We start from the raw sequence: 15,642 nt of genomic DNA on the forward strand, positions 1-15,642 counted from the left end.
TTAGATAGTTTCTTTATATAAATTCTCTTATAATCTTTAGTATATACCGTTCAAAAGTAACCGATGGTGCTTTGATATTTTAATTAAAAGATGCTTATACATATTGCCATGGAGTTTATATGTCAACTAAAAAGAAATGGTTGGATCTGAGTAGCTTTGGCGCTCAACTTGTAGTAACCCCTAAAACTGATTTAAGAAACCAAGCAGCCATTATTAAGATTAAAGATGTTGAGCTTTTAGAGAAAAAGTTGAACACATCCTTAAACAGCTTCTTAACAGGTTTAAAAAAGACTGGAAAGTTTGTTTATATCACCAATGAGCAAAATAACGACCTTAGTTTTATGTATAAGAGTTCGCAAGATAGTCTCTCTCTTTCTGACATAAAATCTGTTTTTCCTTACGACTCTAAAAATGACCTCATTGAAATGGATATGTCAGATATATATCTGCAAAACCCAATGAGTAGTGCTGAAAAAAACCAGTGGCAATCCCTATTTGAACTCAATAATCAAAAGTCCGTTGTGCTTTACCAAGCAAAACAGCAAAAACCGTTTGCCCCAAATACAACCATTATGGGTGCGGTTAAACAATTCAATAAAGCAGATTTAGGCTGGAATAAGCTACCGACATTACTGCAGTCCGTAGATCCATTGCCGTTGGCTGATTTAGACAATTACGGGTACCAAGCAGATAAAACACTGACTCGTTATTATGTTGATAAAGAAGCAGCGCTAAATGCTGGACTCATAGAAGATACGATAGAGCCTATTGAACTAAGCAAACAGCTAGTGATTTCGGTTAATTCAGGCGGTGAAGTACTTGCCCTAAAAGATATTACGCAAATTCCTGAGCTGACCAATTATAAAATATCTTCACATCCAGCATGGCCAGCGTATAACAGCTTACCGAAGCAATTTATTGATATTCGAGAGCTGAATAAGGGGCTGAATACGAGCATTGATCCAATTGTGAATGCGCTTAGATCGGATGATCATGCCGTTAATCACCAAGGATTGATCAAGCTTCAAACCTTAGTCACGAAAATCAATGACTGTTTGTATTCATACGAAGAAAACAGCATCCCGTCAGCATTGGCACCATTTGGTATAGAAACAACTGCGTTACAGCTGGTGGACAATGATTGGAAAGTTTGGGAATACAACAACCAAACTTTAGATGTAGAAGAATTCGACCTTGCCGATAAGATTAAGGACCTGATCCAAAGCGTTCAAAATAATATTAATAATTTAAGAACATTTGATCCCTACTCAATTGGTGATAGCAGTTTTGATCGTGAATTAATTTATGAAAGTTTGGATGACATCGGTACAAGTTTAGAAAGCTTGGATCTCAATCAAATTAAGCAAACCATACCGCCTGAACCTAAGGTTCCAGTAAAACGTTTGTTCAATCGAATTGATCACTTTTTTAGACACACCAAGTTTAAGCCGAACATTCCAGAACCAGTCATTAAGGACTCTTTGACTAAACTCGCTTTAATGCGAAAAATTAAGCAAGAATACCTACAAAAAATTGCAAAGCTCAAAGAAGAACGTCAAGCGATTGTTGAAGCGAAAGCAACACATACCATCAGTGAGCGTATTGAAAAAGCGGTTGCGATTCAAGTCGCTGTTGCTACTGAAAATGCGTATGTTTTGGATCAGCAAGCCTATGACGATCAAGCTTATGAAATGGAATTGGCATTAAGTCAGTTAAACATTGCTTCTACGCGTCTGAACAATCTTTATGATAGTTTTTTTGATTCAGTGATAGACCGTGAAGAATACGGCACGGATCTGGATAACTTCCTACAAAGCGTTGTCACCGATGATGAATTGCAAGATGAAATGCAACGTCTATTGGATGAGGCGAACGAGTTTGAAGCTACTCACACCTCAAATGACATTGACATTTATCATTTCAACGTTGATCTAGGTGAAGAACCTAACGGGCTTTGGAATGAAGCTGTTAACCAGTTTGATGTGGTTCATTATTATGATGAACAAGATCAAGAGTTATCTGCAGTCGAAAAGTTTGAATATTCTATTTTGGGATATTCACCATCTCAAGAATCTGCAATGCCAGATTTTAACGATATGGTGTTCTCGAATGCTGTATCAGTGCTGGATAACAGTATTGAGGACATGATTGCGACCAGTGCTGAAAATGTAGGTAAAAACTACTTTTCATTTCATCAGCAAATGCCTCGTATTCTTCAACAACTGCATAGTATTAATAGCCAATTTACGGCGCTTGGTGATGGTGATGCCCATAGCATTGCATCACAATATTTATCGGATGAAAGCTTAGAGCGATTCTATAACCTGTTAGAACAGGACGGTAACTACAAGGGTTTTAATAAGCGTATCGATGTGGCTCATGTGCTTTCTGAGCTGAGTAGCAATATTGGCAACAATCCTGACTCCCCTATCCTTAACCGATTACCTGATATTAGGTCGCAACTCAATCATGCGATAAATGAGGAATTACGTGTACGCACGAATCCTGGTAATGCACTGGCCAACGCGATTGTTTTTGCTGCGACCAATGAAGTTTTGTCTTTAAAAGAAACACTCGAAAAAGATGAAATCTATGTGGTAGACAGCTTTCAAAACTATCTGCCTAAGGTGATACATAAAGACCACTTCAACTCAAATACACAAGAACAGCTTTTTGCCTTAAATAAAAAGGTCGCGGTAAGTATGGCGTATAAGCGCTATCTACAAGACTTTTATCAAAATGCCGTGGGTGAAGAGTCTAAATCTGAAGCGGTTACTGCCATTATTAATAATGAGCACAAGCATATTTTGATGGCACTAGGTTATCTAACACCGACCTACAATGAAGTCACGGCGCCAAAAGACTCGAAAATTGAAAATGTCGTCACGTTGACTGAAGAAGCGGTAAAAACCTACCTAGCTGAAGGTAACGCTTTGATGGTTGAGCCTGAAGTTAGCGCACGTTCTTTGGCGGTGTATAGCAGTACGATAGCATCTGATCAGAACTTCATTCGCTTACTGCCGATGGATCTAGGTCAAAAGGTTAGTTCATTACAAAAGCAAAAAACCATTATGATTAATGGTGCTTCTTCGTTTGAACATATCCTGAGCTCTAATCCGATCAGCAAAAACAAGCTGACCTATGATGACCTTAAGAATGTAATTCTTAATCGTATTTTGACCAAGGAAGCGGTACCGAAATATGAAAAAGGCTTAAAGCTTGATATTGAAGTTAAGAATGTCTATGAGCATGCATCAAGTTTCTTGCCACTTGAAAAGACCGATGTTAACAGTGAAAATGACTTTGGCAATCTCTTTAAACATGGGCTTGTGCTTGAAGCATTACAATCGACTCCAGACTCACTCAAGAATGGATTTAACCTCAACCGTGATTTAATCAATTCTGCCCTACTGCAGTCATTTGAAAATCGTTCTATTGAAGAATGGACGGCACTAAAAAATAAATCTCTCGAGACAAAAACGGGATCTCTTTTAAGCATTATCACCAATCCAGAACGTATCAAAGAGTTTGAGTTTCCTGAGATAAATTTTTATCTCACGGTTTCACCAGCTGATGAACAAAAGCACGGTGCGATTAACTTATATTTCAGCGGTGAACAGATTCCGTCTACCGATCGCTTAATCGTTAAATCAAGTCTGAATGACTTAGCTGCAGACGATAAGGCGCTGTTTAAAGCTTTGACGCTTAGCAATGATTCAGTTTTAAGTACGCAAGAGCAAATGCAGTACTTGATCGACTCATTAGAAAAACGCTATCAGATCTTCCAGTCGATCGAAAACCTACACCTTAAAGAAAAGGTATTGTTTAACCCTGAGTTGGACGATTACAAGGCATTAACTTTGCGTGATGCCGATAATCAATACATCGATCCAACGGCGAAACAAGATCTAATCGATTTTGTGAAAAGCAATGATGTGATGACCAATGTTGATTTGATGAACGTCTTTACCGACTACATCCATCAAAAAGAAATGGATCAAGCGTTTGAAAACGGCTCCAAAATTATTGTGGCCAATGACGGTGCTGATTTAGTGATTTCTGTCATAGATAAAGACACACCAGTTTTACAGCATGATCAATTACGGGTTTTTGATAATGTTGAGCAGTTTGCTAAATTCAACGAGCGTGGTGGATTGTTTAAAGACTTCCAGTTAAACGGGATAAAAGCGCATCTTGTGGACCAAGTATTAAATGATCTTGGGTTACGTGAAAACATACTGCAGACAATCAAGGTGCCATTATCACCCGGTTTTGAAAATATTGATGTTAAAGGCCTTAATGAGATTGTGGCTGTTAATATTTCAACATTGGTCAATAAAATTGATTTTACCTTTGGTGAAAAGCTACTTGAATCTAAAGACCGGTTCGATCTCGCGATTAAAGTTGCCGATGATCAATCTCCGTTAAAACTGGCCATTGTGAATAATGCCGAACATCAGCAATTTGTTGATCAAGGCTATAAAATTCTTCCTACGCCAAAGCACCCGAACTCTAAGAACTTCTTAATTACTGATTTTGCAAAATCATTCAAAAAAGCAGAATTATTTAAGTCTCGCGATCAAGTATATAAACCTGAACATATGGTTCAAAGCGCACCTGTTGTAGAAGTTGCCCAAGAACCATTGGTTGAAGAACCGATCGTAACTGAACCTGAAGTTCAAAAGCCTACTGAACCAGAAGTACAGGAAGCAACGGTAGAAGTTGTAGAGCCGACTGAGCCAGTTGCTCCAGAGCAAACATCACTGTTTGAGTCTGAGGGTAAGCCTGAAGCTGAAGCACCAAAAGAGCCAAAAACAACCAAACCGAAAGCCACTGAGTCACGTTCTGAAGTTGGACTTATTGAAGATACGGGTATGAAAATGCCTGGTGCGAAAAAGGATCTGTATGGTCCACGTTTATCGCTCAGTCAGATTCAAGATATGTCGCTTTTGCAAGTCAAAAACCTAATTACGCGTGACAAAATTTGGAAAAAGGAATCGGTTTTACAAGCAAAAGAAGCTGGTCGAGATATTTACATTCACTTGCTGACTGACGCTGTACGCAAGATGACGAATGATCAGCCACGTTATCCGCTTGAAAATGCCACTGAAGAACAGTTTAAAAAAGTAGGTGCTGGATACTATGACGCTGTTTTAAGTATGCGTGATGCTTTAATGGAAGCAAAAACAGTTCGTGAATTTATTCCTAATGCATGTGATTTATACGTTCGTTTGAATGAAGACAAAGATCTGTTCACGGCGTTTAAATCATTAGATCGGTCATTATTTTCATTGGTAGAAAGCTATGCTGAATATGCTGCCACTGACATGATTATTAGTTCTGAATTGGCGAAAACCGATAGTAGTGAAGCACGTAAAACGCTCACTGAAGCACTTCATCATTTACGGAAAGAGTTACCGCCAGTTAAAGGCACCTACTCTATCTATAAAAAAATACGTAGTGCGATTGATGCCAAACCGTTCCAAGACAAAGTAAAAGCGACTGTTACTTTTAGAAGTGGCAACATTATAGATTCGAGTACGCTATTTAGCAGATCTGATGCTGGTCTATCTGAACAAGTAATGGATCTGTTAACTGCTAAAAAAACCAAAGACGCAACTGCAGAGAATGATGATACTCAAGAAGTCTCGTTATCTGAAAAGAATGTATCGAACATTGTAGATGACACGGCGAGTACCTTAGATGCCCTATTCAAAGAGTATGCTAAGCCTCGTACTATGCGTAAGGCATTCAAGCTCAGTGATGTGGTTGTGACGGAAAACATTGCTTCACGTAATGGCCAAGATGTTACAGCACATACCTTGCAAGCGACCTTTGGATTTAAAGCCGTAGAGTTTGGCGAGTACTTGAACCAGAGCGATCGTCAAATCGCATTAAATAACGCATATGACGGTTGTTTCGCTCTTGCTAAGGCACTTGATATAGATCCGAAATTTGTTGGCTTTAACGGTATGTTGGGTGTTGCTTTTGGTTCGCGTGGACGTTCCGCTGCGATGGCACATTACGAGCCATCTAACCGTGTGATTAACTTAACCAAGAATTCAGGTTTTGGCTCGTTTGGTCATGAATTTTTCCATGCCTATGACCATCTCATTTTTAGTGCGATGACACGCAATCAACCAAAAATGATGATGGAAAACGTACAGCCTTATCTAACTCGTTTTGCAGAATTGAATAACATTAAGTCTGAGAAGTATGCCAACATTAACCAAGATTTGTTGCAAGCTGCAGCCAAAGTAAATCAAGCGATGTATTACTTGCCAATGAAAAAGGATGACTCGATAGAAGTACTTCGCACGAATCTTGAGAATCAAGTCAAGTTTTATGAAACCAGCATCAAAACGATTTTGGATAAAACATTGGTAGATCAACCTGACATTGTTGATTTGTTTACGCCAGATAGAGACAGCATAAAAGAGAAAATTAATACGTTTATTGCGGAACGTGGCAAGTTGCATACTGAACTATCTTCATTGATTAACTTCGCTAATCGTCATGAAGATCCTGAACTTTTCCAAAAGGACGCCATACAACATAGACGTTATATGCACGTTGCCCAAGGCTTGCATAAGTTCTTGTCTGAAAATGAGTATCCAATCCCACGGACTGAGCTCAACAAATATATCTCGCAATCTCGTTCTGAAATTGATCATGATCGTGTCTTTGCAGCGCAAGTACTTGGTGCAGCGAACAGTACAGTCTTTAGATCAGTTGTATTCCGTGATTATCGACAAATGTTGCGTAGTCAGTTTGCGATATGTGCACTCGACTTCATCAAAGAAAACAGCCCTAAACCATTGTCAGATGAACACTTAAAGTTAATTTCTTTAAGCTTACAGACGAACGATCGCTTAACATCAACTAATCAATCTCAGCTAAAAACTGATTTCTACAAAAATGCGATGGTATTAGAGGGCTTAACAAGTGCTAAGAAGCCGTATTGGACGACCGCACATGAAATGTTTGCCCGTAGTGGTGAGCAGTACTTACAAGTGACCTTAGCAGAAATGAACTTGCGTAATGATTGGCTTGTTTACCCATGTCCTGAAGGTGGTTCATCTTCTGTAACTCAACCGCATGGTATAGAAAAAGATGCAATCATGAAGGAGATTCGCGAATTTACGGTGAAAGGCCTGGACTATATTCAGGAAAATATTGCTGAACTGCGTTTTGCTGATCATCAGCAGTATGTCAGAAATGCAATGCACTTCTTCCAACCGGGTACAGATCAACATGAGAACCTAGTTAAATGGAATGAAGTCATTAATGAGATGTCACAAGCTGAATACGATGAATATTGGACTAAGCTCATGACCAACATTGAAGTACAAGCAGATCCAGAATTAAGCAAACAAAAGAATAGCGATCCTGAATTGGCACTATAAGCAATTTTGAGATCTTGGATGCTATCCCCTGTGGGTGGCATCTTTTTTTTATTTAAATCTTATAAATGGAATCAGGGGGCACTATGGCAATAGCAATTCCAAAGCAATTTGCTGGTTTTGGTCTAGCAGTTGCAATTATATCTGTGGCTAATCATTTCGGATTGGTCGATCTCTTTGCTCAAAGTGCTACACGGGCAATATCGAAACAAGCTCAATCAGTAGAGTCAGCCAATCCAGGCCAACCGAATGAACCTGAAAACGGTCTACAAATGGCAAAAGACTATGCTGAACATCAAAAAATGGTAGCCAATAGTGCAGCCATGCCATTTAAAAAAGAAGTGATTAATGTTTCCAGTATGGAAAACACACAACATTTTGGTCCTGTTTCAATGGAATCTCAAAATGTTGATACTGTGTTTATCATTCGAGATAAGGCCACTAAAAGGTTACGAGCCGTTGTTCAGGTACCCAAAAAGCAAACTGTCAATATATCTCTTCCAATTGGTCAATACACCATTCAATATGCCCAAAACAATTATATTAAGGATGCTCCATGGCAAGGATTAAATAAGTTTTGGGGATACGGCACTACCTTTTTAGAAAGTAACCTTGAGCATAATGTTACCTTGGTCCAATATCCGAATAATAGTGGCTACTTTATTCGTGGTACTGGAATTATTGTAGGTGTAGAAGATGGCACCCAACCAGACGAACTCGCTAAAAACGAATTTGTTAAAATGTAACCATCAGCTTTAAGCAAGATGTCACCTATACGGTGGCATTTTTATTTATAAAAAAAGAAAGAATAGTGCACGGTTTTAGATGGTTTTATTAAAAATGATAGGTATTTAAACAGTGCTATTTACTCGGTATATACTATTTTAAAGAATAACGCCTAAACCCTCCCTCAAAGTTAATTTTTTAGTTTAATATAAGCACATATAAGTACTCGTAAGAGTCGTTTTAAAGTCTTGGATCATGCTATGTGACCAAGTAGGAGACTATAAAGTGAATGAAGTTAAATGGCCTAATTTAACTGGTCTTGGTGCGCGTCTTGTAGTATCGCCAGCCAACAATTTTCGCCCAAAAACGGCGATGCTTGTTGTTAATGAATTTGAGCAATTCAAAAAATCTATTGAACAAAACAGTTCTAAGCAATTTGAACAAGTGTTAATGGATGCCCATTTTTATGAAGTGCAAAATGATGATGGTATTCATGCGTACTACTATAAGAACCCGGCAAAGTCTGGTATCGATCTAAACGATCTTCAGAAGGTCTTTCCAGCGTTTACCAACGATATGAAAGTACCGACTAAGCAAGAAGATATTTATCTCACCAATCTACCGTTTAAGAAGAACATTCCGAACTGGAAAAGTTACTTCGCATCAGCGACCGAACGCCTTTCTGCTTTCCCTGAAGTGTATGTCAGTAAGCTAAACAATGGATCTAATATCCTTGATACGCTGAAAACCAGTCTTCAGGAATCGAACAAATCCTACTTGGCTCAATTTCAGTCTTCAAAAATTCCTTTTAATCGTCTTCAAGATTATGGCTATGAAAATATCTTCTCTAAAGTCTATCTAGATGAAGAATCGGCGATGGCCAGTGGCGAAAGTCTAGATAATCTAGCCAAAATTAAGTTGTCTCCATTTGCAGTACCCGTCAATTACGAAAAAGATGGTTCGTTACTGATTATTGATGACTTGCGCCATATTCCTGAAATCTTTGCTCATGATCCGTATGAAGCATTGGGGTTAAATGACAATATTAACCTGGTGCATTTTGCTCATGAATACGAGTCCACTTTTAATCAGCTGATTGAGCATGGCCGTGGCAACAGAATGTTTAACATGAGCTTTAAAGATGTTGATGCTTATGTACAAAAATTAGCTTCTGATCTTGTTGTGATAGACCGTGTGTTTAATCAACAGCAATTGCCGTATCCAAAGCTATTAGAATCAGCTAAACAAGGTATTCCAGCTTTTTATAAAGATGAACACGGCACATGGATGGCGTCTAAACAAGGTATTGAAACACGCCTTGTAGATAAGATGGTGTATGACGCTGCCATGCTTCGCCATGATGTCTTACAACAAATGGTACGCCAGATGCCAACAGGTAAAGTTTTCTTTGCCGATCTGAGCCAAGAGTTCTCTGAATTCTCTGTAAACATCGTTCCTAAGTTTAATGCGCTCTATGATCACCAATCTGCTGAAATCAAACAGCGTAAACTAGAAGAACAACTCAATGAATCAAATGTTAACGAGATCTTGAATGACCTTGATGTTAATTTTGAGGCAACTGAGAAGGCATCTATTACTGAGTCTGATCTACTCAACATTGCAAATGACCTCCCTACTCCAGAAATTGATGATGTTGCCGTACTTAAAGAGCTCTTAAAGTTTCCTGAAGAATTATTGGATGCAAGAGGCAATGACAAGGTGCGTGATTTCGCGCCGTCTATGCTTGAAATTAGACAGATCTTGGATGTCTATGTCATTCCTAAGGCTACTGAACAAGCTCAACAAATTGAGAAGCAATATAGTGATTATCTAAATCAGAAATATGCTGAAATTCAAGATGTCGTGCGCTCAGCTACACAAACAAAAAACTTCAGCGTAGATGATATTCAAGCGATCTCTGACGAAATCGACACACACAATGTTGAGATCTCAAAACAGTACAATGAAGTTAAAAAAGTCTTATGGCAAAGTGAAACTTTGGTATCTGGCATTACGTCTGCAACAAATACCTTTTTGTTTAATAAAAACAGCTTCTACTACGCTAAAGATGAAAACGGCAAATTTGTAGGTTTTGAATCTGAAGTAGAAAGCAATCAACATAAAGCGGATCTGTTCAAATTACTATCTAAGCAATTCGACAATCAATTGGTTTCAATTAACACGCCTGAGCTTCAGGAATTTGTGAATAATGAAACTGCAGTTGATATGTTGATGTCACGCACGAACAATTATGTTGAGCAAAATATCAATGATTTTGTTGCTGGTGATTTTTCTGCGCCTTTAGAGCTAGAGCAAGATGTACAGCGTTTAGAGTTAAGCGATCTGTGCACGGCTGATCTTGCTAATAACGATAAATTAGCTTCAGCGTATTTTGAAGAGTTTACTCGGCTTCTTGATGAATCAAACTTTGATGAAGCATTTTTAAAACAATCTCTATCACAAACTAAAAGTGCGTCATTCTTAAAGAACGGTGTAAATGAGATTTTATTCCGTAATTTATTGGTGCCAAATGCAAGTGAAAACTTCAATCGTAAGACTAAATCTGATTCTGTTCCTGAGGATATTCTTGCTAAAACTTCATCACATACAGATGGGTTTAGTCTGGACCGTCAGTTCAATCGCTTTGTTGAAGTTCAAAGCTTCCAAAAGGCATTAACAGCCAAATATCCGCAACAAGACTGGTCATTTATCACAAAGGATGACCGTGGCGAAAACATCAAGTCGATTGCTGAAGATATGCAGTCTGACATGGAAGAAGACCGTAAAGATGCAAAGGATCTGTTGTCGAGTATCGAACGTCAGTTTTATTCTAAAAATTCGACCTTATTTGTCTCGAACATGGATCTCGCTGCAGATGAAATCTATGTTCAGATTAAACCAACGGGTGACATTGACGATTTAAAAGTTAAAACCGTTAAATCAAATGAATTTGATGAAAACAAACATTTTTCATTGTCTACCGATGGCTACAAAGCAACAAATCAAGCGTATGCGAACATTGCCAAGTATTTTGTTGAAAAAACCCTATATCTAGAAGATGGCGATTATGACAAGGCACAAAAACTAGCTGCCTTAGTGATTGCTGGTGAAGATAAAGAGCTCAAACAAGAAACTAAGAAAGTCTTTGGTGTAGAGCTGACTGCAGATGACTTGAAGCAAGTCCAAAGCATGCAGTTAGAAGATGGTAAGCTCCAGTTAAACAAAACTGCCCTACCGAACCACAACTACAACAACATTCAGCTATTCAACTATCTGAACCTGATTGATATTAATCAGCGTACAGTTTTTGGCAAATTTGATGTTGAAGTACAAAAAGAATTTGAGGTGATTAAGGATCTTCTCAAACCTAATGTAGCTTTTCAGAATAACGTTAAATATTTTTCTCTAACAGCTGAAGAAGAGAACGTACAGTTCAATAGTGAATCTGAATACTTTAACACTCAGCTAGAAAATGCTGTAAAGCACTATGAAGATCACCACGGCGCAATCAAGATCCCTGATCATGATTTGTTTATAACTGTGTTTCAAAAGAATGATCTTCAGTATATACGCCTCTACAATCATAAAGACAAAAATGCGCCGTTTATTGGGCATTCAGTTTCCCTAGATGCCAATATACATAAGGCTACTGGCTTTAATGATAGAGATGCGGTTAAAACGTCTGCGAATGCTTTGTTTAAGTTATCGACTTCACGCAACAGCATGACGTTTATGCCTCCAGCTAAGTTCACTTTTGAAAAATATTACGAGTCAGATCTCAACTTCTTCAAAGCTAAAGATAGTCAGCAAACTTTAATCAATAAAGTGTTTACGTCTTTACCAAACAAGATGTTCCAGTACATTTCTGATCATCCATCTAATTTCAACTCTAAATTAGATTTCATCAGCAATCTTAATTCTGCAACATACGAAAAGTTTGAGGATCTTAGCTACGATAAAAAACCGAATGAAGTCACTGAGCTTCTGAGCAACATCTCTCCAGCGTACACCTATGTTATCGCTCATGTAGATGGCCAGACAGCAATCATGCCTAAAAACTTAACCAAAGTTTTTGATGTTCAGGCATTTGAAGAAGTTCATCCGTTTGATTTGGTGAACTCTAAACTTCAGAAAAGTGATCTTAAAGAACTTTTTAGCAATGGTATCAATGGTGAACCTGATCCGTTCATTAATAAGCTCAAATTTAGTGTTGTATTAAACCGTGTAGGTAATCCAGAACTTGAGGATATTCAGCCTAGATTTATGTTAGAGCAGATCGCCGTGAATGAGGCGTTTGCAGAAAAATATAAAACCTTAACCGCTTTAAATGAAGTCAATGCCGTCATGCTTGAGCATGTCAAAGCATTACAAGATACGATTAAACAGGCTTATGCTGAGCATTTTGTAGGTTCCAACCCTAAAGTTCACCAATACAAGTTGCTAAACAAATCATCTCAACAAGATGAAACACCGCAATTGTTTATGGTTGATACGGACTATGAGCCTCAATTAACTGCCGTGCTTCTTCGTATACCGTCTCATGACTATCAGTATCAATTGATTACTGGTTTTGATGATGTAGACCAGTTTAGTCACGAAATCTTAAATGCTATCGAATCTAAGGTTAATTTCGGTACCACTTTAGAGCAATTAGCACTATCTAACTTGCCTGAAATTCAGATTAAACACAAAACTGACTTTGAGAATAAACAGTTAGCAAGTTTGCATTTCCAAACTTTGATTACGAATACGCTTGGTGCTCTATACGATCAAACCGCACACATAAAGCCGTATATCAAAACTGAAAATCACAAATTGTTTTTGGCCATCAAGCCATCGACCGACAATGAATATGCATCGGTTAAACTTTTTGGTGATAAGTCCGATATTCACGGTGATTACAAGTCTCTGTGCGTTTTTCCTGTTAAAAGTATGCGCTCAGTTGAAGATGTCTTACAACTTCAAAACCGTGTGTTTACTGACTTCACGTTTATCGATCAATTGGTACCAAAAGACAAATATGTGCCTGTTGATGTAAAGGTAGAGCCAAGTGACTCCCCTGCTATGTACTTAGGTGATGTAGGTGCCAAGTTTGGCGGTGCACATAAAGATCGCTACGGTGAATACATTTCATTGGAATATATTTCAGCGACATCAGCCGATCAAACAGCTACGGACTATCGAAAAGCAAAAATCGTTGCAAATAAAGAATTCCAAGCTTGGTACACCAATACGCCACTCGGTATTGATGACAAAATATTCGTAAAGGCAATGTATGACTACTGCCCAACTAAACCGTTATTCTCTAAAAATGCGTTGATGCTTGATAGCCAACGAGCGACAGAATTACGTGCGTATGTGGCTGTTGTTTCTAACATCAGAAATTTGATGGTAGATACTCAAGAAGAGTTGATTCATGCGGTAAGAAACAATAAAAGCTTATCTGCTGAAAGTCTTGGTATGACTGATCGCCAACGTAAAGACTATATCGGGCTTTATAGTAAAGGTACCAAGAACAACTACAAAAACTACTTCGAATTGCTTAGCAATTTGAATGAGTACTACATTATGCCAGAACATACAGGCGGTATCAGTGTTCAGCTTGAGAAAATCATCGAAAAAACGATTGATAAAGAACTCAGTGAGATTCTATCAACAGGTAAGATCTTTGATTTTTACGGTAAGTCGAAAGTCACTAAAGATGTGAGCGATGCGATCAGCAACATGCAACGTACTGGCTTATATTCAACTGTGCTTGAACCATACGTTCTGAAAAGTGCGATTGAAAGTGGTTTAGTTAAAGCTGAATCTGCACCTATTTATGTTAAAGATCCTGTTGCACCAGTTATAGAAGCAACGACTGAAGCTGTGAATACACCTAAAGCACCACGTTTGCCGTCATTTACCAGTGAAGTGAAAAAACTTGAAAATGGCTTTGTGACTGAAAAAGTCCAATCAAGTATTTACGGATTGTTAAATTACTCTCGTACTGGTCCTGATCATCGCCAAGGTGCCGATGTGGATTCATTCAAGCTTAAAGATGACTTTTCTATCCGTGGTGTTGAAGTAGGCAATAAAGTTAGTCCTGTGGCTCAACAGTTGGTTAATGCCGTGTATGACTCATTGGCTGACTTAAAACAACTCATGGGCTTTAAATCAAACAATGGTTTATTGAACTTGGGTGTTGCTTTGGCTTCACGCGGAATTAAAGGATCTGCAGCGCATTTTGAACTGTCTAAGAACGTGGTTAACTTAACTCGTGATAGCGGATCTGGAAGTTTGGCTCATGAGTATGGCCATGCGCTAGATGCACACTTGGGAATGTTGGAAAAAGCGGAAGTATATAAAAATCACGCTCAAATGAATCGTTCTGTACTTCAGGACTATTATGAAGACATCCCTAATTTTGAGATACCAGGTGCACGACACTTCTTATCAAATATGTTGGATGCTGGATACTCCCCTGTTACTGAGTCCGGTCGTGCTTTTGAAAAGGTACATCGTGCGATGATGAATGAGCCAGTTCAGCCAATGAAAAATTACGGTCAAGTACTTCATGAGAATGCTGAGACTGCAATCAAGGCGTACCACACTGTTGCTGATTCAATGCATGATGAAGTGATTAAGAATAAAGAGAATTATCCTAATTCTACGCGCAAAACCTTAAACAGCTTCTTTGACTGGCACCAAAAGCACTATGAAGATCTCATTCGCCGTCAGTTTGAGAAAATTGAAGAGTACTTGAAGAAGTATGAGCGTGAATATAAAGCTGATACAAACCTATCTTTCTTCAGTACAGTTCAAGACAAGGTGGATGTCATTGTCTCTAAAATTAACACTGACATTAATGCTATAAGCTTTAAGTCGTTTGAGCGCTATCAGCAAAAACTTAATGATATGCGCCAGCCAGAACATCATTTACCTACAACCGGTTTGGAAGAAAAAATTACAGGTGTTGCGAACGCAGCGAATGTGGATTTAAAAACACTATCGCAAAACCTATCTGAATACTTGATAGAGTCATCTAAATACAAGTTCTATAACCTGGTAGAGAAGTACATGCCTGAGGGAGTTAAAAATCCTCATACTCAAATGCAAAACTTCTTTGATAAGTCGCAAGACGTTGAAGTTAACGTAGGTGATATTCGTTTTAGTGACAATCTATCGCGTTATAAAAAGGACTGTTTAAATATCGACAGTGCTGAAAATCGTGCAACGCCGTATTACGCGACCAGTACCGAAATGTTTGCTCGTTATTTTGAGACTTATTTGTACTCTAAAGTTTCAAATGAAAATGAAATGAAAAACTCATTTTTAATTGACGGCTACCCTACCGTACAACCTAAAGGTTTAGAGTTTGAGATCTGCAGAAACTTGACTGAACAATTAGTCGAAACTTGTGTGAATGAAATATTTGATCAAGATCTGCAAAACGAAAATACCCAAAAAATTATTGCTGAAGTTTCGATTGAAAAAGAAAATGAAGCTGACCAATTAAGACTTGAGATGTGAG

Annotated in this window: 3 protein-coding genes; all 3 read left to right on the top strand. The window is 38.3% G+C overall.

Annotation, left to right across the window (positions count from 1 at the left end; genetic code table 11):
• Positions 1-119 precede the first annotated feature (119 nt).
• The 3 genes from MZO21_RS13685 (at position 120) to MZO21_RS13695 (ending at position 15,641) form a co-directional block, all read left to right on the top strand.
• Entirely contained in the window at positions 120-7,406 is a 7,287-nt protein-coding gene (locus MZO21_RS13685) for an LPD1 domain-containing protein (protein ID WP_087553278.1), read from the top strand.
• Positions 7,407-7,489: 83 nt separating this feature from the next.
• On the top strand, positions 7,490-8,149 hold the full coding sequence (locus MZO21_RS13690; protein WP_005028677.1) for a hypothetical protein: 660 nt from the start codon (positions 7,490-7,492) through the stop codon (positions 8,147-8,149).
• Positions 8,150-8,414: 265 nt separating this feature from the next.
• Positions 8,415-15,641 carry an LPD1 domain-containing protein gene (locus tag MZO21_RS13695; RefSeq protein ID WP_227504984.1) on the top strand — a complete coding sequence of 2,409 codons (7,227 nt, stop codon included), beginning with the start codon at positions 8,415-8,417 and terminating at the stop codon, positions 15,639-15,641.
• Position 15,642: the final 1 nt, after the last annotated feature.

The sequence above is a fragment of the Acinetobacter portensis genome, assembly GCF_023158935.1.
In the GTDB taxonomy this organism is placed as follows: domain Bacteria; phylum Pseudomonadota; class Gammaproteobacteria; order Pseudomonadales; family Moraxellaceae; genus Acinetobacter; species Acinetobacter faecalis.

Bases quoted from the DNA above. Each gene is read 5' to 3' on its own strand.
- MZO21_RS13685 (WP_087553278.1), top strand. From the start codon at position 120: ATGTCAACTAAAAAGAAATGGTTGGATCTGAGTAGCTTTGGCGCTCAA.
- MZO21_RS13690 (WP_005028677.1), top strand. From the start codon at position 7,490: ATGGCAATAGCAATTCCAAAGCAATTTGCTGGTTTTGGTCTAGCAGTT.